This is a genomic window from Faecalicatena contorta, from assembly GCF_001404335.1.
Classification (GTDB): Bacteria; Bacillota; Clostridia; order Lachnospirales; family Lachnospiraceae; genus Faecalicatena; species Faecalicatena contortus_B.
This window is the reverse complement of record NZ_CYZU01000069.1, coordinates 1-24,220: the sequence shown is the minus strand read 5'-3', so window position 1 is coordinate 24,220 and position 24,220 is coordinate 1. Positions and strand designations below refer to the sequence as shown.

General features: G+C 48.4%; 23 protein-coding genes. 9 read left to right on the top strand and 14 right to left on the bottom strand.

Annotated elements, in window-relative coordinates; all coding sequences use genetic code 11:
• Positions 1–193: 193 nt before the first annotated feature.
• Genes ARB69_RS22735 through ARB69_RS22725 form a run of 3 tightly spaced genes read left to right on the top strand, consistent with a single transcriptional unit; the run spans position 194 to position 3,564 of the window.
• Positions 194–571, top strand: a complete 378-nt coding sequence (locus ARB69_RS22735) for a GntR family transcriptional regulator (RefSeq protein ID WP_050639862.1) — start codon at positions 194–196, stop codon at positions 569–571.
• Positions 564–1,466 (top strand): ATP-binding cassette domain-containing protein, encoded by a 903-nt coding sequence (locus ARB69_RS22730; RefSeq protein ID WP_050639861.1) that lies wholly within the window; start codon positions 564–566, stop codon positions 1,464–1,466. The genes ARB69_RS22735 and ARB69_RS22730 overlap by 8 nt, the downstream gene beginning before the upstream one ends.
• Positions 1,441–3,564 (top strand): DUF6449 domain-containing protein, encoded by a 2,124-nt coding sequence (locus ARB69_RS22725; RefSeq protein ID WP_055155086.1) that lies wholly within the window; start codon positions 1,441–1,443, stop codon positions 3,562–3,564. Before ARB69_RS22730 ends, ARB69_RS22725 begins: the two co-directional genes overlap by 26 nt.
• A gap of 342 nt (positions 3,565–3,906) precedes the next feature.
• On the opposite strand, the gene ARB69_RS26905 is transcribed toward ARB69_RS22725, so the two are convergent.
• The 9 genes from ARB69_RS26905 to ARB69_RS22680 form a co-directional block, all read right to left on the bottom strand.
• A complete protein-coding gene (locus ARB69_RS26905) occupies positions 3,907–4,053 on the bottom strand; it encodes a hypothetical protein (RefSeq protein ID WP_157355712.1) in 147 nt (48 codons plus the stop codon).
• A gap of 376 nt (positions 4,054–4,429) precedes the next feature.
• Positions 4,430–5,863: a phospholipase D-like domain-containing protein gene (locus ARB69_RS22720; protein ID WP_055155085.1), complete on the bottom strand. Its 1,434-nt coding sequence runs from the start codon at positions 5,861–5,863 to the stop codon at positions 4,430–4,432.
• Positions 5,864–5,922: 59 nt separating this feature from the next.
• On the bottom strand, positions 5,923–7,098 hold the full coding sequence (locus tag ARB69_RS22715) for a SpoIIE family protein phosphatase (protein WP_050639858.1): 1,176 nt from the start codon (positions 7,096–7,098) through the stop codon (positions 5,923–5,925).
• A 1-nt stretch (position 7,099) separates the two neighbouring features.
• Positions 7,100–8,812, bottom strand: a complete 1,713-nt coding sequence (locus ARB69_RS22710) for a [Fe-Fe] hydrogenase large subunit C-terminal domain-containing protein (protein WP_055155084.1) — start codon at positions 8,810–8,812, stop codon at positions 7,100–7,102.
• A 957-nt stretch (positions 8,813–9,769) separates the two neighbouring features.
• Positions 9,770–11,512 (bottom strand): NADH-dependent [FeFe] hydrogenase, group A6, encoded by a 1,743-nt coding sequence (locus ARB69_RS22700; protein ID WP_055155082.1) that lies wholly within the window; start codon positions 11,510–11,512, stop codon positions 9,770–9,772.
• 15 nt (positions 11,513–11,527) lie between these two features.
• Positions 11,528–13,315: an NADH-quinone oxidoreductase subunit NuoF gene (gene nuoF / locus ARB69_RS22695; protein WP_050639855.1), complete on the bottom strand. Its 1,788-nt coding sequence runs from the start codon at positions 13,313–13,315 to the stop codon at positions 11,528–11,530.
• A gap of 15 nt (positions 13,316–13,330) precedes the next feature.
• Positions 13,331–13,717, bottom strand: a complete 387-nt coding sequence (locus ARB69_RS22690) for a (2Fe-2S) ferredoxin domain-containing protein (protein ID WP_025657131.1) — start codon at positions 13,715–13,717, stop codon at positions 13,331–13,333.
• Positions 13,718–13,748: 31 nt separating this feature from the next.
• Positions 13,749–14,309 (bottom strand): ATP-binding protein, encoded by a 561-nt coding sequence (locus ARB69_RS22685; protein WP_050639854.1) that lies wholly within the window; start codon positions 14,307–14,309, stop codon positions 13,749–13,751.
• Positions 14,310–14,313: 4 nt separating this feature from the next.
• Complete coding sequence (locus ARB69_RS22680; RefSeq protein WP_050639853.1) at positions 14,314–14,808, bottom strand: complex I 24 kDa subunit family protein; 495 nt, start codon at positions 14,806–14,808, stop codon at positions 14,314–14,316.
• 772 nt (positions 14,809–15,580) lie between these two features.
• Between ARB69_RS22680 and ARB69_RS22670 the strand changes: the two genes are divergently transcribed.
• The 6 genes from ARB69_RS22670 (at position 15,581) to ARB69_RS22645 (ending at position 19,174) form a co-directional block, all read left to right on the top strand.
• Positions 15,581–15,802: a hypothetical protein gene (locus tag ARB69_RS22670; RefSeq protein ID WP_050639851.1), complete on the top strand. Its 222-nt coding sequence runs from the start codon at positions 15,581–15,583 to the stop codon at positions 15,800–15,802.
• 101 nt (positions 15,803–15,903) lie between these two features.
• Positions 15,904–16,248 (top strand): DRTGG domain-containing protein, encoded by a 345-nt coding sequence (locus ARB69_RS22665; RefSeq protein WP_025657128.1) that lies wholly within the window; start codon positions 15,904–15,906, stop codon positions 16,246–16,248.
• Positions 16,249–16,671, top strand: a complete 423-nt coding sequence (locus ARB69_RS22660; protein WP_025657127.1) for an ATP-binding protein — start codon at positions 16,249–16,251, stop codon at positions 16,669–16,671. It begins immediately after the preceding gene.
• A 44-nt stretch (positions 16,672–16,715) separates the two neighbouring features.
• Entirely contained in the window at positions 16,716–18,122 is a 1,407-nt protein-coding gene (locus tag ARB69_RS22655) for a [Fe-Fe] hydrogenase large subunit C-terminal domain-containing protein (RefSeq protein ID WP_050639850.1), read from the top strand.
• A gap of 3 nt (positions 18,123–18,125) precedes the next feature.
• Positions 18,126–18,458: a hypothetical protein gene (locus ARB69_RS22650; RefSeq protein WP_055155080.1), complete on the top strand. Its 333-nt coding sequence runs from the start codon at positions 18,126–18,128 to the stop codon at positions 18,456–18,458.
• The gene (locus ARB69_RS22645; protein ID WP_055155079.1) at positions 18,455–19,174 is read left to right on the top strand and encodes a PHP domain-containing protein; all 720 of its coding nucleotides are present in this window, start codon (positions 18,455–18,457) and stop codon (positions 19,172–19,174) included. The genes ARB69_RS22650 and ARB69_RS22645 overlap by 4 nt, the downstream gene beginning before the upstream one ends.
• A gap of 33 nt (positions 19,175–19,207) precedes the next feature.
• Here ARB69_RS22645 and ARB69_RS22640 read toward each other — a convergent pair whose 3' ends face one another.
• The 5 genes from ARB69_RS22640 to ARB69_RS22620 all read right to left on the bottom strand — a co-directional run bounded on the left by ARB69_RS22640 (position 19,208) and on the right by ARB69_RS22620 (position 23,960).
• Positions 19,208–19,900, bottom strand: a complete 693-nt coding sequence (locus ARB69_RS22640; protein ID WP_055155087.1) for a response regulator — start codon at positions 19,898–19,900, stop codon at positions 19,208–19,210.
• Positions 19,901–19,958: 58 nt separating this feature from the next.
• Positions 19,959–21,395 carry an ATP-binding protein gene (locus ARB69_RS22635; protein WP_050639847.1) on the bottom strand — a complete coding sequence of 479 codons (1,437 nt, stop codon included), beginning with the start codon at positions 21,393–21,395 and terminating at the stop codon, positions 19,959–19,961.
• Positions 21,396–21,486: 91 nt separating this feature from the next.
• Positions 21,487–22,140 carry a potassium channel family protein gene (locus tag ARB69_RS22630; protein WP_050639846.1) on the bottom strand — a complete coding sequence of 218 codons (654 nt, stop codon included), beginning with the start codon at positions 22,138–22,140 and terminating at the stop codon, positions 21,487–21,489.
• 15 nt (positions 22,141–22,155) lie between these two features.
• Positions 22,156–23,496, bottom strand: coding sequence for a TrkH family potassium uptake protein (locus tag ARB69_RS22625; protein WP_055155078.1), 1,341 nt, complete (start codon positions 23,494–23,496; stop codon positions 22,156–22,158).
• Positions 23,493–23,960, bottom strand: a complete 468-nt coding sequence (locus ARB69_RS22620) for a hypothetical protein (protein ID WP_055155077.1) — start codon at positions 23,958–23,960, stop codon at positions 23,493–23,495. Before ARB69_RS22620 ends, ARB69_RS22625 begins: the two co-directional genes overlap by 4 nt.
• Between the last annotated feature and the right edge of the window lie 260 nt (positions 23,961–24,220).

Sequence of the window (24,220 nt, the reverse complement as noted above, 5' to 3'; positions counted from 1 at the left end):
CCGCGGCCGCGTTTTTGAAAGGACATGGATGTTCTCCGGGAGGTTTTCGGCTATCCCTTTATGGAGCGTCCCCATCCGCGCCGAAACTAAAGCTCGTCGCTAAATCCCAATTGACTTTATTGAGTTGATATGTTACATTAAGTGTATTAGTTGAATTAGTACACTTCACACACCAACCATACAGGAGGTTCGCATGATAAACATTGATTATCAAAGCAGGACGCCCATCTATGAGCAGATTGTCGAACGTTTCCAGATGCTCATTCTTAAAGGCGTATTAAAACCAGACGACCAGATGCCCTCCGTTCGCTCCCTTGCATTACAGCTGTCCATTAATCCGAATACGATCCAGAAGGCCTTTGCCCAGCTGGAGCAGCAGGGATATATTTATCCGGTTAAGGGGCGGGGGAATTTTGTTTCCGGCAGCGGGCAGCTGGCAAAGCAGAAAAAACTGGCATTTTTTGAGGACTTAAAAAAACTGATTTTCTATGGCAGGGAGATGGGAGTCACCCGCGAAGAATGCAGTAAAATAATTGATCAGCTATATCAAAAGGAGGTTCTGCATGATTGAATTAAAAAATATAGACAAAACATTTCAGAATATCCATGCAATAGATCATGTTACCGCATCGATCAGCGAAGGGATGATCTTTGGACTGGTGGGCAGCAATGGAGCTGGGAAAAGTACTCTTCTGCGCCTGATTTCCGGGATCCTGAAACCAGATGACGGGGCTCTTCTTGTGGACGGACAGCCCGCCTACGAGAATCGGGAGGCCAAAGAGAATATCTGCTTTCTCTCTGATTCCGCCTATTTTTTTCCAAATGCGACACCCGCGGTCATGCGGGATTACTACGCGATGGTCTATTCTCAGTTTGACAGCAAGGCATTTGACAGTCTCGCAGAAAAGCTGGACATCACACTCACCAGGAAACTGAATACATTTTCCAAGGGCATGAAAAAGCAGGTATCCCTGCTGCTCGGCCTATGCACGGGGACAAAATACCTCCTCTGTGATGAGACATTCGATGGACTGGATCCGGTCATGCGGCAGGCAGTAAAGAGCCTGTTTGCCGCAGAGCTGATGAAGCGGGATTTTACTCCGGTCATTGCCTCCCATAATCTCCGGGAGCTGGAGGATATCTGTGACAGCATCGGGCTGCTTCATAAGGGAAAACTTCTGCTCACCCAGGATCTGGATCAGATGAAATACCATGTCCATAAGATCCAGTGCGTCCTTCCGGACGAAGCCAGGGAGCAGCAGCTTCTCCAGGAACTAACGGTCCTGCAGTACGAGAAATCCGGTTCCCTGATGCTGATCACAGCAAGGGGAACAAAGGAAGCGCTTCTCAACTGTGTTAATTCAAAGGCTCCTGTATTTGCAGAAATACTGCCATTAACTTTAGAAGAAATCTTTATCAGCGAAACGGAGGTAGCCGGCTATGACATCAAAAATCTCATACTTTAAATTTATAGAATCCGACATCAGGCGCCGGGGATGGCTTGCCGCCCTGAGCGCAGTCCTGCTGTTTCTCATCCTTCCGGTTTATACGCTTCTCTCCATCGACAGTGTAAAGAATCAGCCTTGGTACAAGGCCGGCAGCGGGGATTTCCAAAGCTGGGCCTCCGGAACATTTCCCGGGTTTTTTAACGGTTCCACTAACCGCTATTTCGCTGTATTGATCGTGATCCTGGCAATTCTTTGTGCGGTAACCGGATTCTCCTATCTGCACTCCAGAGACAAACAGGACTTTTATCATTCCATGCCGGTCAGGCGTGTACAGTGGTTTGCAGTCTCATACTGGGGCGGCCTGATTATTTTTCTGGTACCCTATCTCCTGTTCGCATTGTCCACACTGCTGATAGGCCAGGCGCACGGAATACTGAACAGGGAGATATTGCTGACCGCCTTTACCTCCGTGCTGGGAGGCGTCCTGGGCTTTTTGATCTGTTATCACACCAGTATTCTGGCCATGTTCCTGACAGGCCGCATTGTTACAGGAGTTCTTGCTTCATTTGTCCTGCTTATATACGGGAACATTATTATGTTTCTTATGGGAGGACTTGCCTCTAAATTCTTTCATACCTGGACCAGCAGCTCCCCCGCTATTCTACAGGAGATCGTGGAATATATGACGCCAGCCACCCTATATATGCGGACATTACGTACGACTACCCTGCGGCCGTCGTCTCCGGCTGTCCTGATCTGTGCAGTTCTGTGTGCTGTCATACTGATCGCAGCCGCCCTTTTGATCTATAAATATTATCCGGCAGAGGCGGCTGAAAATGCACTGGCCTTTTCCAAATCAGCCCCTGTCATCAAGATCCTGATCGCGGTACCCACTGCATTATTTATCGGTCTGTTTATCGATTCTTTCAGCGCCAGCAGCGGCTCACGGTGGATTATTTCCTTCAGTATACTTACCGTAATTCTGCTCTGTCTGCTGATTGAATTCATATACCACCAGGACATCCGGCAGATCCTGTCGGGAAAAGCATCAACGGCCCTTTCCCTTTGTGCCGTAGCGGCAATTCTCTGCATCCTGCAGTTTGACCTGTTCGGATATGACACCTATCTGCCCAAAGAAAAAAAGCTTGCCGAAATGTCCGTATACACCGATAATTTTTCCGGATATTTTGACTATCCGGAAAGCTATGAAGGAGTCCTCTACGACCAGCTGAATGCTCCGGCCGCAGCCATCACTGATTACGAGACACTGTACCGTCTGTCAGAAGAAGGCATAGAGAACCTAAAGCAGGGGATCACACCCCAATTCATTAATCAGGGAGACAGCTCCCAGGATGCTGTCGTTGTCACAATGCGTTTTGGACTCACAAACGGGAAAAATGTTTACCGTCAGTATGCAGTAGATAAGACAGCGCTTTTGAGTGCGATGAAACAGGCCTGCGAGAGTGAAGCATACCGAAAAGAGCTTTTCCCGGTCTTCCATCTGAACCCGGAAGACATCCTTGGTATTTCTATGCAGGATATCTATTACAAGGCCGATTCACTGTCCTTAAGCAGGAAAGAGCAAAACCAACTTATCGATGCCTACAAAGAAGACGTCCTGAGCGCAGATATTGCAGAACTACAGAACGAAGCCCCATTGGGTGAACTTATCGTAGATTTCCCCGACAAGTATGCTGCCGAACCCGTAACCGGAAAAAGCGTGCATAAAATTCAATTAGGGCAGTTTTATGTCTATCGTTCCTATACAAATACACTGCAGTTGCTGGAGGAACACGGATACAAATTCCGAACCAAAATCAGTCCCAATGACGTTGCACTAATGACCTACTATCCGAATGAAGGCACAGACGATGTATATACTCAAAATGCTGACCTCGGTTATTCAACCATAGAAAAGCAGAAATCATCCTATGATTATTCCTTCGGAGACGGAATCCCCGTCACCAGTCCTGAAGAAATCCAGAAACTTCTGGATCAGATCAGCTATGACGAATGCAGCGGACTCCTTGGAAACTATAAAACCACAACGGGGTCCGTAGAAATCACCCTCAACGGAAAGGCTTATCCCAATACTTATGCGGTTTATGGGGAGTGAGGGAGGGTGGCAAAGGGGCCGCTGGACTGGAAGTGGAGCAGGGCTCTCCTGGATACGGTATTAGGGCATAAGTGCCGCTAATCAAAATCGGAGCCGGCATGTTGAACATCGCAGACACTCACGAGAATTCTGATGAATTCTCGCTGCGGGTCTGCTTTCTTCCAGGCCTTGTGGGCCTGGAAGAAGTTCACATGCCGGCTCCGATTTTGATGAAGCGGCACTAATGCCCTAAAAGACGCATCCAGGAGAGCCCTGCTCCACTTTCACACAGCTGGTCGCATCCTGTCAGAAGTTACTGTCACTTCCCGGGTGGGAACGCAGACGGGAGAGGCGGATTGTGCTTCAATGTTGATACCAAAGTCTCCCCAGCAGTAATGCACATCTCCCGTCAGTTGCCTGCATCTCCCATCCATAATCCACGCCTCCCGTCAGTTGCCTGCATCTCCCATCCATAATCCACGCCTCCCATTTGTAACCCACATCTCCCATCCGTAATCCGCCTCACCGTCAGTTTCTCAACCAATGTCAAGCTTCTACCGACCGGATGCACCAGCCTGTCTGGGGAGTGGCTTTGGCGGCTGCGGAGGGAGCTTTTTGTGCTGCTTTTTGGAAGCATAGAGTGCGCTTACAAATCCTTAATAAAAACCATGCCGGATGGAAAGGATAAAATTTGCTCACCAAAGCAAATTTTAAGACGGCCTGAGCCGCGCAATTCATCAGAATTGCGGGGTGAATGCCGCCGGGCCTTTCCATCCGGCATGGTTTTTATTTAGGATTTGTTAGCAAACGGACAGCTCCAAAAAACAGCACAAAAAGCTCCCCCGCAGCCGCCAAAGCCACTCCGCAGACAGGCGTCCTCCCCCCATTACATCAAAAATCTCATCCAGTTGAAGGGGGTCAGGAGTTTTATGCGGTTTTCACGGCTTTTGCTGATTTTCTGTCTTGTGACTCCCTCCGGGATGTTATATGTTCCGTCGGGCAGTGCCTGCACGGAATCGTCTTCGTAGCTTTTCATGTATCCCCTGAGCTGTTTTGTTACTTCTTTGCTGTCGATCACAAGCATCAGTTCTGTATCCAGGTAGGCACTTCTCATGTCCATGTTGAAGGAGCCTACGATTGCCAGATCATCTCCGATTGTGATGCTTTTCCCGTGATAGGAAACTCCGCCTTCGTATTCATGGATTTCCAGACCGGTATCTAAAAGTTTTCCTTTATTTTTCCTGTAATCCGAAGCGCCGAACGGGTTCCCGTTGTTGGCTACGGAATTGGTCATTAAAAGGACATTTTCGTTGGCTTCACAGACCGATTCAAACTCCTGATACATCCAGTCATTGCAGATGATGTATGGCGTGTGGATCGCGATTTCTTCATCGGTGTCCTTCATCAGGCTGGTCAAGGCATAAAACAGCGTTGGCTCTTTGGCGTATACATGGGTCGGATTGCTCAGAAGGGTAATCTTCCCTGTCTCAAAAGTCATGGCCTGATAATCTGGTTTCTCTTTTAGAGCCGGATTGTTTTTTAAGATCTCCTGGTATCTGGCTTCCAGCTCTTCTTTGGCACGGGTGAGGTCTTTGGCACGCACTCTCCAGGAGGTGGTTCTGAACTTCTTACATACATCCAGATCCCACACGGAATCAAAATAGAATTCCAGCTGATGTATGGAACTTTCATCATCGGGATTTCTTGTGTAGACCAGGACATCTCTGTCGTAATTCTTATATCCGTTGTCCCCCAGGAAATAGTCATAGGTGTTTCTTCCGCCCAGCATATACAGGCCGTCATCCACAATCAGATATTTATCATGAAGACGGCCCATGCTCTTCCATGGCGTCAGCAGGTTAATCCGGTTGTAAATCCTCACCTCTACATTTTTTTCCGATGAGAGGGCGTAAAAATATTCATTTCCATCCATCTGCTGAAACGCGGAAAACCCGTCCACAAGGACCTTCACATCCACGCCCCGCCTGGCAGCATGGATCAGAGCGGCAATGACATCTTTACCGCTCTGGTCCGCATGGAAATCAAATGTTGAAAGGATAATCCGGTTCTCTGCCTGTTCCAGCATCTTCAGACGTTCTTCCAGTCCGTCCGCATTGTCCTCTATGATACATGCCCTGTCACCGGATACAATATCTGAGTAGCAGTCCTCCGCATCAAAAGATTTTTTGTATTCCCTGCTTACCTTTGGCTGCCGGATATAAGATATGATTGTCCCCAAAAGTACATACAGAACAAATACCAGAATACCGATGATAAGGTATCTGATTTTAAAATGTTTCCTGTTTCTTCTGCCTTCCATTGCTGTTTTTCAGCCTGCAGCGGCATAATAGCCTCATACGCAGGCTGAGTACTTCCCTCCTAATAATAATTTACTTTGACTTTTTTCCCCATCTTACCGACTACGGACTCCAGCTGCTCTATCAGATTCATCCGCACGCTGAGGTCAAAACTCAGTTCCGAGTTCTGGTGTGCTTCGTTCACGGCAGTCCCCACAAAGAGATTCAGCTCCGTGCACTCTTCGATCAATATCTTTGCAAGCCGGGATGCACCGTTATTGGCATCCAGCTCGTCGAAGAACTCCACGTCAAATTCATCCTTCACATACCGTTTCAGCAATTTCAGCGCCTTACCCAGTGTCAGCACGCCCTCTGTAACCAGATCCAGCCCTTCTATCGTTGCCATGGGGGGCACGTTCGGATCATTGTAATCTACTTTGGTGATAATATCCTTCCTGAGAATCCTCGCAGCGATGTTGGCACTTGTCCCGCCGCATACGATTTTCCGGCCTTCTTTATGCATAAATTCATGCATCAGTTTCTCATCGTCTTCTTTGCTCTTCGGAGGCCCTGTAAATATATTTACTACTCTCCGCTCAATCACCCTCGCCACAGCCACCGTCGTGTCGTCGCCCGGTTTCTGTACATAGAGGTCATCGCATGCCTGGCTCAGAAGGGCAGCCAGCCTGGAGGCTGACATCGTTTTTTTCGTACACTGCAGGGTATACTCCGCCATGCTCTCCCAGGTCCATCCCTGCAGGTTCAGTATCTCACCCGCGCCGGCATAAATCACGCCATCGCTCATCAGTACAAAGCAGTCATTCTGCTGGACCTTAAAACGGTATTCGTGGATTTTCTTTCCCTCAATCACCCTTTCCTCGTAGGGATAATTTACAATTTTCTTGTCCCGGATAAATACACAGGCCGGATTATCATATTCCACCAGATAGGCGTCTCCGTTACGAAAGATCTGCAGGATACTGAATGTCGCATAAGCCACCTTCCTCACCTGGCAGATCGGAAGCGTTTTGGCGATTGTCGCCACACAGGATTCTATGGCTGCGCCTTCGAACAGCATCGTCCTGAGTATCTTGGATGTCAGTGTTGCGAGAATGTTAGCTTTCACACCACTCCCCATTCCGTCCGCAAGAATCACAATGTCGGAGTCCTCCGTCTTTAAGATCTCCACTTTATCGCCGCACAGTTCTTCATGGTGCTTATTCAGGCTCTTCCATGCCACGTCTATACTTACGCTCATATCATTCCTCCCCTTCATTGAGGATAGAATCCCGAAGTTTTGTCAGCGTCACCTTTGTCTCTGCTGTTGTCTCACCGAGCAGACCTGCAATCTCCTGGGCAACCATCATCTGCTTCTCGATGACCTCCTGCGCCATCTTAACGGTCTCCACTTTCAGGAAATAATGCTGCTCCTTGATTTTCTCCTCTCTGGTTACATCCTGGAAGGTTACAAGCACGGAATCCAGGTTTTCAATATAAACGATCGTCTCCTCCGCAGTCATTCTACCATGTTCCAGCTGGATCTTTTTGTGGATAACGGGTTCTTTGGTGCGCAGTGTCTCCTCAATATCCTCGGCCTCTATGAATTCGAAAATGTAACGCTGAACGGCCTCATCCCTTCCCACTCCGAGCAGTTCCTGCGCCTTTTTATTACATTCCCTGATCTTCATGCTGCTATCTATAATAAAGATCATATTCGGCGTAACATCCATCACCACATTGGACATAGACTCTGCCTGCGTCAGCGCATACGGCATGCACATGGACAGCTCTGCCTTATTCTGATAAACGGCGATCGCTTTATCCCTGCAGGTAGGATAGCCACAGGCTCCACAGTTCAATTCATCCTCCTCGGAATATTTCCCGGTAGACTTCAGAATATCCCGGATTTCCTTATCCGTGGGGATACGGTCCGTCAGGTGGTTGTCCTCAAATGCCTTTGCCAGTTCCTGCGTGCTCATTTCCGGCAGGTTCCTTGCAGCCTTATAAGATACCTCATTTTCAATCTTTACTTTCGCCTTCACATAAGACGTGTTCCACCTTGCGGATGCTGGGCCCTTCGCGCATCCGCCTTCACAGACATTTGCCTCAATAAAGCAGTGCTCCAGTTCTCCCCGCTGCAGACACTCCAGCATCTCCATGCAGTTTGCCAGTCCGTCCACATAGACTTTATGATATGTATCGGCCTCCTCCTCGGTCACAACTGACTGAATCACGCCTCCGCTGATCGGATACATTCGGTTAACCTTAGGATCCGGGTTACCCATAGGCTTATCCTCGCAGGCATAGATATCGATACCTGCCTCCTCCAGCCAGATCGACAGTTCTTCAAAAGTAAGAATCGCATCAATCGCTCCGAATACTCTTTCATCCCCGATTGCCTCCTGTTTTTTCGCAATACACGGCCCCAAAAATACCACTTTCACATCATTACCGTACAGCTTCTTTATATAACGTCCGTGTGCCACCATGGGTGAAACCACCGGCGCCAGCAGATCCACACAGTCAGGATAATACTTTTCCACCAGATCATTGACACTCGGACAGCATGTCGTAATTATATTAGGCATCTTATTTTCCCGAATGATTTTTTTATACTCATTCGTCACCATGGCTGCCCCTTCGGCCGTCTCCCTGACCTCTGCAAACCCAAGTTTTAAAAGAGCATCCACAACCTGTCCCGGCCTGTCAAATTCCAGTACTCCAATATAAGACGGAGCGATCGAAATAATCATTTTAAACCCCTGCCTCAGATACCCCTTCACCCGATCCATATCGCTGGCAAACGTCTTGGCATTCTGCGGGCAGATCTCCATACACCGGCCGCAGTTAATACAGTGGTCCTTCAGAATATGCGCCTGCTCATCCCGTACGGAAATCGCCTTCACCATACAGTAGCGCACACACTTGTAGCAGTGCCTGCATTTCGCATCCTTAAAATCAATCACTCTCATGACTTCTAAGCTCCTCTCATCTCAAAACATTTCTGAAACCATTCTACCACTGATCACACCAAATATCCATAAATTTTAGTGAATGACAGGAGGAATGAACGGATGGGGGGAGGAGGCCGCCTGTGGAAGGAGAGACTTGTGCCGGGGGGCGGGAAACTTCCTTCCCCCTTTCTGCAGGCGGTCCGTTTGCCAAGTGTCACTAGATAAAAACCGCCGCCAGGGGGGAGGCACCAAAGGCATTCACCCCGCAATTCTGATGAATTGCGCGGCTCAGGCCTTTTTAAAAGATGCTTTGGTGAGCATCTTTTAGCCTCCCCCCTGGCGGCGGTTTTTATCAAGTGACACTACGGCGCACTCTATGCCTGTCAGAAAGGGGTAAGGAAGTTTCCCGCCCCCCGGCACAAGTCCCTCCTTCCACAGGCTGGGTGCATCCAGACGGTTGGATGCTGTTCATGGAGAAGTTTGACGGGGCCGGTGGATCCTTTTGGATACGCGTAAAGCCCTCCTGTAGTCAATTATAACGCACCCCTTACGATACCGTCCTATCCAGGCCCGCACCATCCGCCTCTCCCGCCTTAATCTCCCCTCCGAGGGGGAACGATCTTTCCTGCCGGCCGGATGCGCCCAGCTAAGTGAAAGGTGAGCCGGATCCCCCTGTGGGGCTGTGCATGCCATTTCTGTACCCTTAATAGCGCGCGATAGAATCCGTTAGAGAAAAAACAGGGAACCTGGAGGGCAGAATTTGTTTTACCAAAACAAATTCTGTTGCCGCCTGCGGCTCAAAATCATCAAGATTTTGGGCCAAATGCGGCAAGTCCCTCCAGGTTCCCTGTTTTTTCTCTTACGGTTTCTTAGCAAGCGGGCAGGATACAGAAATGGCATGCACAGCCCCACAGGGGGATCCGGCTCACCTTTTACTTAGCGTCCCGTCCCCATCCACTCGCTAAAATCCGCTCCTTAGTTAATACTTCTTTTTACATAGCTTGTATGCAGTATATGATGTGCCTTTTCACTTCCCGGTTCTCCAAGGAACTCCTCATAGAGTTTCTGGATAGACGGGTTGTCATGTGATTTTCTGATAGTTTTTGCTTTATCATTATCATACAGTGCTTTTGCACGGATAGCTCTGACATCTTCATAGTTGCGTACGTCTGCATGTACCTGAGGCTGTCCGCCTCCGTTTACACATCCGCCCGGGCAGCACATGATCTCGATGAAGTGATAGTCTGCTTCCCCTGCACGTACTTTATCCATAATCTGCTTTGCGTTGGACAGTCCGGATGCTACTGCTACTTTGACATCCATTCCTGCCACATTGTATGTAGCCTCTTTGATGCCTTCTGTACCGCGGACCTCGTTGAACTCCAGGCTTGCAAGTTCTTCGCCTGTCAAAGTCTCAACCGCTGTACGCAGCGCGGCTTCCATAACGCCTCCGGTTGCTCCGAAGATCACGCCCGCACCTGTGGACTCTCCTAACGGATCGTCAAATCCTTCGTCCGGCAAGCTTCTGAAGTTGATTCCGACTTTGCGGATCAGACGGGCAAGTTCTCTTGTGGTGATTGAGATGTCAACGTCGGGTACTCCTGCTGCATCCTGGTCGTCACGGTTGATCTCGAACTTCTTCGCCGTACATGGCATTACGCTGACACATACGATGTTCTTCGGGTCTATGCCCATCTTCTCGGCATAATATGTCTTTGCAATAGCGCCGAACATCTGCTGTGGTGATTTGCAGCTGGACAGGTGTTCCAGCTGATCCGGATAGTAGTGCTCACAGTATTTGATCCATCCCGGTGAACAGGAGGTCATCATCGGAAGCACTCCGCCGTTCTGTACACGGTCGAGGAACTCATGTGCCTCTTCCATGATGGTAAGGTCTGCACTGAAGTCTGTATCGAATACTCCGTCGAATCCGATTCTTCTGAGTGCCGCCGCCATCTTGCCTTCCACGTCTGTTCCCATCGGATATCCGAATTCTTCTCCAAGGGCAGCTCTTACGGAAGGAGCCGGCTGAACGATGACATGTTTGCTCTCATCCGCAATTGCAGCGAGCACGTCGTCGATAAAGTCTTTTTCATATAAAGCACCAGTCGGACATGCGGTGATACACTGACCGCAGGATACACAGCTTGTTTCTGCCAGTCCCATATCAAACGGTGAACCGATAGAGGATGCGAATCCTCTGTTGTTTGGCCCGATCACGCCTACGGACTGTACTTTTTCACAGACAGCCGTACATCTTCTGCAGAGGATACACTTGTTATTGTCACGGATCATATGAGGTGCGCTGTCATCCAGCTCAAACTCCGGTGATTCTCCTGCAAAATAGTTCTCATCTTCCACGCCCAGTTCCTGGCATAGCTCCTGAAGCTCGCACTTTCCGCTTCTGACGCAGGAGAGACATTTTTTATCATGATTGGAAAGAATCAGTTCCAGCGTACGCTTTCTCGATGCGATCAGCTCCGGGGTGTTTGTCAGGACCTCCATTCCCTCATTGATCGGGTGTACACAGGCTGCAACCAGATTCCTTGCACCTTTTACTTCTACGATGCACATACGGCAGGCACCAATCTCATTGATTTCCTTCAGGAAGCACAGAGTGGGGATCTTAATCCCTGCGATATGTGCCGCATCCAGAATCGTAGAGCCTGCCGGTGCACAGACATCTATGCCATTAATTTTAATATTTACATTTTCCATAGTCTCTATCCTCCATTACTCTTTGTAAATCGCACCGAAACGGCATTTCTCCATACAAGCGCCGCACTTCACACATTTTTCTGGGTTAATCATATGTGGTTCTTTTACGCTGCCGATGATTGCATCAGACGGACAGGTTCTTGCACATAAGGTACACCCTTTACATTTGTCAGCATCAATCTTGTAGTGGAGCAGGTCTTTACATACTCCTGCCGGACACTTTTTGTCTACGATATGTGCGATGTATTCGTCCCTGAAGTAATGAAGCGTGGAAAGTACCGGGTTCGGCGCTGTCTGCCCCAATGCACACAGAGAATTGGATTTCAGGTGGTAACACAGTTCTTCCAGCTTATCCAGATCTGCCATTGTTGCCTGGCCCTTCGTGATCTTCTCCAGGATCTCCAGCATACGTCTTGTGCCGACACGGCATGGCGTACACTTACCACAGGATTCGTCTACTGTGAATTCCAGGAAGAACTTCGCGATATCTACCATACAGTTATCTTCGTCCATAACAATCAGACCTCCGGATCCCATCATGGAGCCGATTTCTATCAGGTTGTCATAGTCGATCGGCACATCAAAGTGCTCGGCCGGAATACATCCGCCGGATGGTCCGCCTGTCTGGGCTGCCTTGAACTTCTTGCCGTTCGGAACACCGCCGCCGATCTCTTCTACGATCTCACGGAGTGTGGTTCCCATTGGAATCTCCACAAGACCGGTATTGTTAATCTTACCGCCGAGAGCGAATACTTTTGTACCCTTAGACTTCTCTGTGCCCATGGATGCAAACCATTCCGGGCCGTTCACGATAATCTGCGGGATGTTCGCGTACGTTTCAACATTGTTCAATATGGTCGGTTTCTCGAACAGACCTTTCAGTGCCGGGAATGGCGGACGAGGTCTTGGCTCTCCTCTGTTGCCCTCGATGGAAGTCATGAGAGCCGTCTCCTCACCGCAGACAAAGGCGCCTGCACCAAGTCTCAGCTCAATATCAAAATCGAAGCCGCTGTCGAAAATATTTTTTCCTAACAGGCCGTACTCTCTCGCCTGTCCGATCGCGATTTCGAGACGCTTTACTGCGATTGGGTATTCTGCACGCACATAAATATATCCCTGGGAAGCACCGATCGCATAACCTGCGATTGTCATAGCCTCCAGAACTACATGCGGGTCACCTTCCAGTACGGAACGATCCATAAATGCACCCGGGTCTCCCTCGTCGGCATTACAGCAGACATACTTCTGATCCGCGTCATTTGCCGCCGCAAATTTCCACTTCAGACCCGTCGGGAAGCCGGCGCCTCCGCGTCCTCTGAGGCCGCTGTCCAGCAGGATCTGGATGACATCTTCCGGTGTCTTTTCCGTCAGTACGGTACCCAGAGCCTCATATCCACCTGTACCTATGTATTCTTCGATATCCTCCGGATTAATAACACCGCAGTTTCTCAAAGCGACTCTCTTCTGCTTCTTATAGAAGTTTGTCTCATTCAGAGGAAGAATCTTGTCTGTCTTTGTTGTCTCATCGTAAAGAAGACGAGTAACTACCCTTCCCTTTAACAGATGTTCGGATACAATCTCCGGAATATCGTCTTCCTGTACCATGGAATAGAAAGATCCTTCCGGATATACAATCATGATCGGTCCCAGCGCACACAGTCCGAAGCAGCCGGTTTTAACAACACCGACTTCATCAGCCAGACCCTGGGCCTTGATTTCTTTCTCAAGTTTTTCTATAATTCTCGGGCTTCCGGAGGAAGTACAGCCTGTTCCACCACAAACCAAAACGTGCGAACGATACATAATCATTAGCCTCCTTTATTTTTTCTCAACACTCTTCTGTACTGCACCCAATGTATACTTTGTTACGACCTGGCCGTCCAGAAGATGCATTCTTAATACTTCCAATGCTTTTTCCGGATTCATCTTTACATATGTAACTTTCTCCTTGCCTGGTTCCATAACTTCTACGATAGGCTCGTACTGGCAGAGTCCGATGCATCCTGTCTGTGTTACGTTAATATTGTTAAGGCCCTGCTCCTGAACAGCATCGGAAAGCGCTGTCAGCACTGGTCTTGCGCCGCTTGCGATTCCGCAGGTAGCCATGCCGACTACCACTCTGATCTGGTCTTCGCTCTCTGCGCGGACGCCGACTTTACCCTGCATTTTTTCTCTAATTGCGCGTAATTCTTCGAGAGATTTCATGTATTTCCTCCATTCTTATTTTCAAAATCATCTATATATCCGCTCCCTGGTCTGCCTCAGCCTTATTTGACTCGAGAAATTCCCTGATAAATCCGGAGACCTCCAGACTTGAGAAAGAAATGTCTTCCCCCAGAATCTCTCTGATCTCACGAGTATCCAGAACAAATTCACTGTCATTATACCGGTAAGTATAAATAAATCGAATCTGTTCATTGAAAACAACCAGTGTATGTATGGTAGAACTAATATCCCCGAGCGGCATTCTGTCTATATGTGATAATCCAAAAACAGCTGTTACCACTGTTCCCTTTCCTAATTCCGACATAATGGAGAAGCTACCTCCTGTACTCTCTGCAGCCTGTTTGAAAAAAGGCACTCCCAAACCTACTCTTCTCGTAGTCCTAGTCGTGTAAAATGGGTCCTGCACCTTTTCTACCTGTTCTGCAGACATACCGCATCCGTCATCCTTGATTACAACGGTGAGCGTGTCCTCCTCTGTCTGCACAGAAACCCCTATTTCAATAAGTGATGCTCCTGCACGTACAGAATTTTCAGCAACGTCCAATATGTTCAGAGATATTTCCGGCATCATCGGCTTATTCGTATTTTGCTAAAATGTCGTCAATATCATCCACTGTCAGACGGCCGTATACTTCCTCATTAACCATCAAAACCGGAGCCAGTCCACAGGCGCCTACACAACGGCATGCATCCAGTGAAAACTTGCCGTCAGGCGTACATTCTCCGCCAACAATGCCAAGTTTTTCCATGAGCGCATTGTAAATATCCCCGGAGCCTTTAACATAACAGGCAGTTCCGAGACAGACGGAAATCTGATATTTTCCTTTCGGGTTTAATGTAAACTGGGAATAGAATGTAACAACTCCGTATATCTTTTCCAGAGGGATCCCGGTTTCGTTAGAAATGATCGTCTGTACCTCTATTGGAAGGTATCCATAGATATCCTGGGCTTTTTGAAGAATCGGCATCAAGGCGCCTTTTTCATCCTTCAGCTCAGCTATCACTTTTAATAAAGATTCTTCTTGTTCCTTTGTTCCTGTAAACGGAACGGTTTGTTTCTTCGCGAGCATCGCTTAACCTCCATTCTTTTCTTTGGGTTTGTACCCATATTATAATACCATGAGATATGACAAAATTCCAGAACTATTTACGTTACTTTTTGTTCATATTTACCGATAACTATTCTCATTATTACTAATATTCACGAAATCGGGAGTTAGTGACGAGCTTTAGTCTCGGCACGGATGGGGACGCTCCATAAAGGGATAGCCGAAAACCGCCCTGGGAATATACCTGCCCTTTCAAAAATGCGGCCGCGGGCCTAAGTAATTCCAGGTGGGAACCAGCCATGAAAATGGGGTACAGCTGACACATCACAGGAAATCCGATGATTTCCCGCGCTGAGTCAGCCGATTCTTTGATTCGGTGATCAAAGAATCCCCCCATTTTCACGGCTGGTTCCCACCTGGAATTACTTAGGCCCGCGGCCGCGTTTTTGAAAGGGCAGGTATATTCCCAGGGCGGTTTTCGGCTATCCCTTCATGGAGCTGGTGCATCCAGCCGGCAGGAAAAGACCCGTCTCTAAGGTGGGGCCTCAAACGGGGGCAGCGTATGGATATAGAATTGATGGTACTTTCATGTCCCTGGTAAGTATACGCATAGCCAATTCCATCCGCCTCCCTCGTCTCGGGCTCCCAACCAGGGGACGAGTTCTTTACTGCTGGTCGGATGAATCAGCCAAGCGGACTGTAAGCGGCAAGCCCTTTGGCCTGTATGGTCGGTTTAAAACGCCTTATAGCGGACGACTAGAAGCTCTTAGAGAGCCGGAGGCATTCGGAAGGGATGAAAATTGATTCTCCGAAATCAATTTTCAATCCGGCCTGTGCTGAAAAAATATCAATTTTTTCAGCGCATGCCGGATGTGCCCTTCCGGGTGCCTCCGGGTCTCTTAGAGCTTCTTCGTTAAGCGGTCAGGATTTTAAACCGACCATACAGGCCAAAGGGCTTGCCGCTTACAGTCCGCTTGGCGTCCCCATCCGCGCCGAGACCAAAGCTCGTCGCTAACTCCCGATTGCTTTTTATAGGTACAAATGCTATACTAAACCCATGATTTTACCTGATATTTTCTCGGGTTAATACTTTATTTTCAGAATTTAGGAGGGCTTATGACAATAGGGGAAATGAAGAAATTGCTGGATGCCGACATTCTGTTCGGCGAAGAATTATTGGATTTGGATGCAGAATTCGTTTTTTCATCTGATATGATGAGCGATGTCCTTGCCTTTGCCGATCAGTGCTCTGTCCTGATTACCGGGCTGTGCAACCCGCAGGTCGTCAGGACGGCGGAGATGCTGGACATTGCCTGTATTGTATTTGTACGCGGTAAGATGCCGGATGAGAATATCATTGCGCTGGCCCGCGGCAAGGGAATGGCTATTCTGGCCACCAAACATTTTATGTTTACGACATGTGGGATCCTGTACGAACACGGACTCCGGGGAGGTGCCTGAATGGATGAATTATTGACATTTACTTATACAATCTCCGGGGATGATTTTACCCGTGCAGGGGAGGCCAGCAGCGCTATTAAAAACAAGCTGAAGATGCTGGGAGTGAATGCTTCCGCTATCCGCAAGGTCGCCATCGCCATGTATGAAGGTGAGATCAATATGGTGATTCATGCCAATGGCGGAGAAATCACCGTTACAATCTCGGATACTGAGATCACAATGGTCCTGGCCGATGTGGGGCCTGGTATCGAGGATATCTCCAAGGCAATGCAGGAGGGGTACTCTACTGCGCCGGAGGAAGTGCGTTCTCTCGGTTTTGGGGCCGGCATGGGACTTCCGAATATGAAGAAATATTCGGATGATTTTCACATAGAATCCGTGCCCGGGAAGGGCACTACTGTTACCATGAAAGTATTTATCTAACCGCACAGCCGGATTTATGAATCACTGTAACGAAAGGAGCTGTCATGGACAAATTTATGCGGTCTGTCCGACTCAAGGAAGACCTCTGCCAGGGCTGTATTAATTGTATCAAGTATTGCCCGACCCAGGCAATCCGTGTACATAATGGGAAAGCCCATATTATCGATAAGTTCTGCATAGACTGCGGCAGATGTATCCGTTACTGCCCGCACCATGCAAAAATACCAATCTATGATTCCTTAAATGTTTTGAATGATTATAAGTATACCGTTGCACTGCCCGCGCCGTCACTCTATTCTCAGTTCAACAACCTGACAAATGTGGACATTATACTGAACGCACTGCTTAAACTGGGGTTTGACGACGTATACGAGGTCAGTGCGGCGGCGGAGCTGGTCTCCGAAGCTTCCAGGGAGTATATGAAGGAACATGAAGATGAAGGGCCTTTTATCAGTTCCGCCTGTCCATCCGTGGTCAGGCTGATCCGGGTGAAGTTCCCCTCCCTGCTCTCCAAGCTGCTTCCGATCAAGCCGCCGGTAGAGGTTGCCGCCGAGATAGCCAGGGCGCATGCCATAGAGAAAACGGGGCTGCCTTCCGAGGATATCGGGATCATCTTTATCTCCCCGTGCCCCTCCAAGGTTTCTTATTCTAAGGCGCCTCTGGGAATCGACAAGAGCAACATTGATAAAGTGGTCGCCATCAAGGATGTTTATCCGCTGCTGCTCCCGCATATGAGCCGGGATGAGTCACAGCTTGAGCCGCTCTCCAATTCCGGAAGGATCGGGCTTGGCTGGGGCAATGTCGGCGGCGAAGTGGGCGGCCTTCTGATTGACAGCTATCTGGCTGCCGACGGTATCGTCAATATCCTTCGGGTTCTGGAAGAGATCGAGGATGAAAGGATCCACGGCCTGAAGTTTATCGAACTCAGTGCCTGCAACGGCGGCTGTGTGGGCGGCACACTTACCGTAGAGAACGCTTATGTGGCAACTACCAAGACGAAACGACTGCTGCGCTATCAGCCTGTCTCCAAGAGCCATCTCTCCAGCCATCCCGAACTGAAAAGCGTACACTGGGATGACGATGTGGAGTATGAACCTGTCTTCCGTCTTGGCAACAGTTTCAAGGAAAGCCTGGAAATGATGAGCACGGTGGAAGAACTGACCAAGAAGTTCCCGGGCCTGGACTGCGGATCCTGCGGGGCGCCCACCTGCCAGACTCTCGCAGAAGATATTGTAAGAGGCGCGGCTACCAGCAATGACTGTATCTATGTATTGAGGGAACATATTTCCAGTCTCTCCAAAGAGATTGATTTTCTCTCCAAAACATCCAATCTGTCCTGTAACACCGATGATGACAACGCAAAGCTGCTCCATGAGTACATACACAAACTCACGACAGAACTGGATGCATTTGGAGTTCCTGAACGACATAAAAAGAAGAGGGAGGAGTAGACCATGAAACTACAGTCTGTTTTAGATATACCAGGATGCAAAGTACTGGTAAAGGGGAATCCGGAACGTGAGCTGTCGAAAGTATTCTGCTGCGACCTGCTCAGCATCGCTATGAGCAAGGCCCCGGCCGACGGAGTCTGGGTGACGGTAATGGGGAATAAAAACACCCTGGCGGTTGCCTCTCTGACGGAAACTGCCTGCATTATCCTGGCGGAGGGAGTTGGGCTGGACGAGGGGACGCTTAAGCAGGCGGAAAGCGAAGGCATTGCCGTCCTGGCCACAGAACTTCCGGTATTTGATATGGCTCTGGAAGTCTATGAAGCAGGATTATCATGATAACGTTGTATTATGACCTGCATCTCCACTCCTGCCTGTCCCCCTGTGGAGATGACGACATGACTCCTGCCAATATTGCAGGAATGGCTTCCATCAAGGGCCTGGATGTCATCGCACTCACGGATCACAACAGCTGTAAGAATTGCCCCGCAGCCATGGTTCACGGCAGAGAATACGGTGTCATCGTCATTCCCGGAATGGAGCTGTGCACCACGGAAGAGGTTCACGTCATCTGCCTCTTTCCCGCACTGGAGAATGCCCTTGCATTCGACGGATATGTTTACGAACATATGCTTCCCATTAAGAATCGGGAAGAGATATTCGGCAAACAGCAGATCATGGATGAGAATGACGAAGTAACGGGTACGGTGGAAAATCTGCTTATTAATGCCACGGACATTGCGTTCGACGATGCCTTTTCCCTGGCTGCTTCCTACGGCGGCATCGCCTATCCGGCCCATGTGGATAAGAGCTCAACGAGTGTACTTTCCAACCTGGGCTTCGTTCCGCCGGACAGTACCTTTACATGTGCGGAGTTCCATGACCTGAAGAACCTGCACAGAATACAAAAAGAGCATCCGTACTTCTTACAATGTAATATCGTAAGCAGTTCAGATGCCCACTATCTTGAGGATATCCGGGAACCGGAATATCAGATTTTTTCGGAATCGAAGGAGATTCCCGATATTCTAGATGCGCTTCAGACAAAGATATAGGAAACGGATGCAAGGAATACGGGCAGATTGGCCCTATTCCTTGAACCGGTACCCTACGCCTACTTCTGTCACTATAAAACGGGGTTCTGCAGGATTCTTCTCGATCTTTCTGCGCAGCGTGGCCATGAATACCCGAAGTGTCCCGGCTTCAACGCCTTCACCATATCCCCAGATTTCTTTTAATATATAGTTGTGGGTCAGTACTTTTCCCCGGTTTGAAATAAGCAGCGTCAGGATCTTATACTCGATAGGAGTGAGGTGGATCTCCTCTCCGTCCACCAGGACACTTCGTTTTGTATAGTCAACGGTCAGATAATCCTGATGAAACATTTCCTGGGCGCTGTCCGGCGCCATCTTCTCCATCTTGCGCATGGCAACCCTGATTCTTGCCATCAGCTCTCCCATATAAAATGGTTTCGTGACATAATCATCGGCCCCTGCATCCAGTGCCTGTATCTTTTCCTGCTCTTCCTGCCTTGCAGATACAACAATAATCGGAGTGTTGGACAACTCCCTGACATGCTTGACCACTTCCAGGCCTTCCCCATCCGGAAGCCCCAGATCCAGCAGGATCATATCCGGCTGGTTTGCGTAGAAAAGGCTGATTGCCTCCTTTACCGACTTCGCAACATAATAGCCGTATCCCTCATCTTTTAAAGTCATACTCATGAAATTTACAATATATTTGTCATCTTCAACAATTAAAATTGTCTTTTTCTCGTTCATCTTTACCACCCGTTCATAAGTCGTAACTATTCCCTGACAAGCCTGTAAACTGCTTCCCTTAATCTGCAATTCTTGCTTCCAGCCAGAAAGTAAACCTGGCACCGCCCTCCCTGCAGTTTTCTGCCCATATCTTTCCGCCATGAGCCTCCACCACTTCCTTGCAGATTGCAAGGCCCAGGCCAATTCCGCGTTTCCTGTCCGTGCTTTTATCCGAAAGCGATACGAATTCATCGAAGATCTTTTCCTTCATGTCCTCTACGATTCCATCGCCATCATCTTTCACAACAAAATAAACCCTGTTTTTGCGGTAGGAAACATCCAGAGAAATGCTTCCCCCGTCCTGCGTGTGCTTCACCGCATTGTCCAGGAGATTCACCAGAACCTGCATGATCATCTTCCCGTCCATGTCCGCTACGACCACGCGGTCAGGCAGGGACACTCTGAAATCTCTTCTGCTTTTCAGGCCGATTACATGCTTCTGCACCTCATAGACAATATCATCGACGACCTCCTGGTGTTTTTCGATGAACTGCTGTCCACTCTCGATTCTGGTCATGCTCAGTACATTTTCCATCATCTTCATCAGCCACATGGACTGCTCTATAATGTCCCGCAGAAGATCGTCTCTTGTCTGTCTGTCCATAGTTTGGTTCTCGATCATCAGGCTGCAGTCCCCCATAATCCCTGTCAGGGGTGTTCTGAAGTCATGGGAAATACTTCGCAGCATACTGCTCTTCATGTGTTCCCGCTGCACCTCCAGTTTGGTCTGTTCCTGCTCCGCATAGATCAGTTCTCGGTCCAATGCGATTCCGATCTGGTTGGCTGCTGTTTTCACCAGCATCTCCGCTTCTGCCGCCAGCCCCTGTTTGTGGTTGAACACTTTTAAAGTCCCCAGCTGTCTGGCCATTCCGATGATCGGGAATATCAGGTAGTCCTTGGATGTGTACTCATTGCCGGAACCAGCGGGAATCGTCTCCCCCTCCAGCTCCACAATGCTTTCATATCCCGTATGCTCATAAATATAGTGGATTCCCAGATGGATAATATTATCTTTGCCGGTTACATTGATGAACTTTTCTGACATCTCACAGAGTCTCAGAGCCGTCTCCTCGCTGCCCTGTGCGATTACCAGCTGTTTCTGGAAGCGTGCCGTCAGACTGGAGGATATACAGGCTGTGATCAGAAAAAAGCCCATCAGCGCCACATCATTCGGATTCATAATCGCGAAGGTGTGTACAGGAACCGTAAAAAAATAGTTGAACATCATAACGCTTACAATAGCGCCTATGATACCGTACTCATATCCTTTTGTAAATACACTGATCAGAAGCACAGCCACCATAAATACCATCAGCCCGTTTTCCTTTTCCACACCGAACTGATTAAGCAGAAGGCAAACCAGACTGGCAGACAATACGATCAGTATTGTCCGCAGTGCATAGATAAGCTTTATATTCCTGGCAAGGTTCCTGATCCTCTTTCCCATTCCATCCATGGCTTCCTCCTGGTTACTGTGCTCTACCGCGGCGTTTGAACAGTAACCCTCCTGGATTACTTTCTTACTGATTCCGTACTATCATAACACTTTAACGGATATTTGCCAAGATTCTGTCGATGTCCTTTTTCAGCCCCACCACCATTAAATGGTCCTCTCTTTCCAGAATCCGCTCCGCATGGGGAAGAAGCTGAAGATGCCCGTTCTTCTTGATGCCCAGAATGCTGACATGGTATTTAGAGCGTATAGCCAGCTGCCGGATACTCTTCCCTATCCACTCCTCCACCGGCGGTATCTCAAATATAGAATACCCCTCGGTCAGTTCGATATAGTCAAACACATGGTTGGCACTGTGTTTCACCGCCAGGCGCTCCGCAATATCCCTGTCCGGGTAAATAACCTCGTCTGCTCCGTTTCGCAGCAGGAACTTTGCGTGAATGTCCCTGTTCGCCTTGCTTACTACGTATTTTGCGCCCATTTCTTTGATCAGGCTGGTAATCTCAAGGCTGCTCTGGAAATTTGAACCTATACATACAAAACAGATATCAAAATTCCCGATGCCAAGGCTCCTCAGCACATCCTCATTTGTACAGTCCCCCACCTTCGCCATCGTGGCGTAAGGGAGAAGATCCTGCATACATTCCTCATTCCTGTCAACAATCATCACTTCATTGCCCAATTGGGACATATTAACACATAAATGATGTCCCAGTCTGCCCAGTCCAATTATTAATACTGATTTCATAGCATTCACCTCTGTCTATCCTATCATAATCTTTTCCACTGGCACCTTCACAGGAGCCTCTATTTTGTGCCCTCTAAGAGAAAGGGCAAATGTCATACTGCCGATTCTTCCGCAATACATCAGGAAAATCAACACCAGCTTCGAGGCAGTCTCCAGATCTCTGGTAATACCGGTGGACATTCCCACTGTTCCAATAGCCGACACCACCTCAAAAGCAACATCTGTCATTTCCGCAGGTTGTACGGTTACAATAACCAGCACAGCCAGGATCACTGCGAACATATTAATACACAATACCGCGCTGGCTTTCCTGATGGAATCCTCATCCAGACGCCTTCCCAAGATATTACAGTGCATCTCCTTTCGCAGATTGGCCTGCACATATATTAATAGTACCACAAATGTGGTGGTCTTAATACCACCCGCCGTAGATCCCGGGCTTCCTCCTATAAACATCAGGATCGTAGTCAGAATCTTACTGCTGTCTGTAAGCGCTGCCGTATCCACTGTATTGAAACCGGCCGTTCTCGCGGTCACGGATCCGAACAGGGAACAAAGCACCTGATCCCCCAAGGGCATGCCTGCAATGGTATTATTTTTTTCAAAGAAAAAGAGCAGCGCCGCTCCTCCGAAAATAAGTATTGCTGTGGATATAAGTACAATTTTAGTATGAAGCCGGTATTTCCTGAAATTTAGCTTATTTACCGAAATGTCATTCCATACAAAAAAACCAATTCCTCCAATGACAATCAGGCTCATAATCACCAGATTTACTATTGGGTCATTATAATACTGGGTAAAAGAGGAGTATGCCCCGCTCTCCCCCATCAGATCAAAACCGGCATTACAGAAAGCAGATATGGAATGAAAGATCCCAAAATATACCGCTTTCCCCAGGCTCATCTCCTTGCTGAATCTAACCGCCAGGATCAGAGCCCCCATTCCTTCGAATATAGCCGTTCCGACAATAATCTTTTTAGCCAGACGGACAATTCCGCCCACCTGCATAATATTGACGCTCTCCTGGAGCGTCCCTCTTGTCCATAGACCAATCTTCCTCCGCAGAAGAATTGCGAAGCATACGCCGATTGTCATAAATCCCAGTCCGCCAATCTGTATGATACACAGAATAACACACTGTCCGAATGTGGACCAGTACTGAAAAGTATCCGCGATTACCAGTCCGGTTACACATGCAGCAGAAGTTGAAGTAAACAGCGCATCCGTAAAAGGGGTGTATACCCCGGCCTTAGTTGACACAGGCAGCATCAGGAGCCCTGCTCCCAGAAAAATGATAATACAGTACCCCAAGACAATCATCTGTGTCTGGGTCAGACGTTTTGTAAACAGTTTCATGCCGCACCAACCTCATTTTCCATTGCCAGCAGCTCCAGCCGCTGCAGCAGTTCTTCTTTTTCGGCAAATACATTGATGTGTGACTGCCTGTAAAGCTTCATGTTGCTTTTCGCATTACAAATGCTGAACATCTGCACGCCCGGGTACATCTTATGGAACAGATTGCATACCGAAAGGTTATCAATATCGGATTCTGAGACTGCGGCCAGATAGTTCACCTGCTTCCAATTTTTATCAATATAAATGCTCTCCAGATAAATCGGTCGGATTCCTGCTTTTTCAAACCATCCTGCAATTTTTTCCTCTCCGCTGCTCTTACCGAATATGACTGCATATTCTTTCTTCCTGTCTTTCTTCTGGAGTTTCTTTTCCTCATCCATGAAATTATCAATTCCCCTCATCAGGTAGAGGCCGTACAGCATTCCCGCAGTTACAATGATTCCTAAAATTAGATTCGTTAACATAACCATCACCCTCTTTTCTTATCTCTATCATAGTACTTAACGCGTTTAGGCGGTGATAAAATTAAATTGAATTGTATTAAGATTGTGTTTAGGAAATCGGGAGTTAGTGACGCGCTTTAGTTTCGGCGCGGATGGGGACGCTCCATAAAGGGAGAGCCGAAAACCTCTCGGAGAACATCCATGTCCTTTCAAAAACGCGGCCGCGGACCTAAGAAATTCTAGGCGGGAAACAGCCCTGAAAATGGAGCACCACTGACACA

Coding starts and splice junctions, on each gene's coding strand:
- ARB69_RS22735 (WP_050639862.1), top strand. CDS start 194: ATGATAAACATTGATTATCAAAGCAGGACGCCCATCTATGAGCAGATT.
- ARB69_RS22730 (WP_050639861.1), top strand. CDS start 564: ATGATTGAATTAAAAAATATAGACAAAACATTTCAGAATATCCATGCA.
- ARB69_RS22725 (WP_055155086.1), top strand. CDS start 1,441: ATGACATCAAAAATCTCATACTTTAAATTTATAGAATCCGACATCAGG.
- ARB69_RS26905 (WP_157355712.1), bottom strand. CDS start 4,053: ATGGGAGATGTGGGTTACAAATGGGAGGCGTGGATTATGGATGGGAGA.
- ARB69_RS22720 (WP_055155085.1), bottom strand. CDS start 5,863: ATGGAAGGCAGAAGAAACAGGAAACATTTTAAAATCAGATACCTTATC.
- ARB69_RS22715 (WP_050639858.1), bottom strand. CDS start 7,098: ATGAGCGTAAGTATAGACGTGGCATGGAAGAGCCTGAATAAGCACCAT.
- ARB69_RS22710 (WP_055155084.1), bottom strand. CDS start 8,812: ATGAGAGTGATTGATTTTAAGGATGCGAAATGCAGGCACTGCTACAAG.
- ARB69_RS22700 (WP_055155082.1), bottom strand. CDS start 11,512: ATGGAAAATGTAAATATTAAAATTAATGGCATAGATGTCTGTGCACCG.
- nuoF (WP_050639855.1), bottom strand. CDS start 13,315: ATGTATCGTTCGCACGTTTTGGTTTGTGGTGGAACAGGCTGTACTTCC.
- ARB69_RS22690 (WP_025657131.1), bottom strand. CDS start 13,717: ATGAAATCTCTCGAAGAATTACGCGCAATTAGAGAAAAAATGCAGGGT.
- ARB69_RS22685 (WP_050639854.1), bottom strand. CDS start 14,309: ATGATGCCGGAAATATCTCTGAACATATTGGACGTTGCTGAAAATTCT.
- ARB69_RS22680 (WP_050639853.1), bottom strand. CDS start 14,808: ATGCTCGCGAAGAAACAAACCGTTCCGTTTACAGGAACAAAGGAACAA.
- ARB69_RS22670 (WP_050639851.1), top strand. CDS start 15,581: ATGAAAATTGATTCTCCGAAATCAATTTTCAATCCGGCCTGTGCTGAA.
- ARB69_RS22665 (WP_025657128.1), top strand. CDS start 15,904: ATGACAATAGGGGAAATGAAGAAATTGCTGGATGCCGACATTCTGTTC.
- ARB69_RS22660 (WP_025657127.1), top strand. CDS start 16,249: ATGGATGAATTATTGACATTTACTTATACAATCTCCGGGGATGATTTT.
- ARB69_RS22655 (WP_050639850.1), top strand. CDS start 16,716: ATGGACAAATTTATGCGGTCTGTCCGACTCAAGGAAGACCTCTGCCAG.
- ARB69_RS22650 (WP_055155080.1), top strand. CDS start 18,126: ATGAAACTACAGTCTGTTTTAGATATACCAGGATGCAAAGTACTGGTA.
- ARB69_RS22645 (WP_055155079.1), top strand. CDS start 18,455: ATGATAACGTTGTATTATGACCTGCATCTCCACTCCTGCCTGTCCCCC.
- ARB69_RS22640 (WP_055155087.1), bottom strand. CDS start 19,900: ATGAACGAGAAAAAGACAATTTTAATTGTTGAAGATGACAAATATATT.
- ARB69_RS22635 (WP_050639847.1), bottom strand. CDS start 21,395: ATGGATGGAATGGGAAAGAGGATCAGGAACCTTGCCAGGAATATAAAG.
- ARB69_RS22630 (WP_050639846.1), bottom strand. CDS start 22,140: ATGAAATCAGTATTAATAATTGGACTGGGCAGACTGGGACATCATTTA.
- ARB69_RS22625 (WP_055155078.1), bottom strand. CDS start 23,496: ATGAAACTGTTTACAAAACGTCTGACCCAGACACAGATGATTGTCTTG.
- ARB69_RS22620 (WP_055155077.1), bottom strand. CDS start 23,960: ATGTTAACGAATCTAATTTTAGGAATCATTGTAACTGCGGGAATGCTG.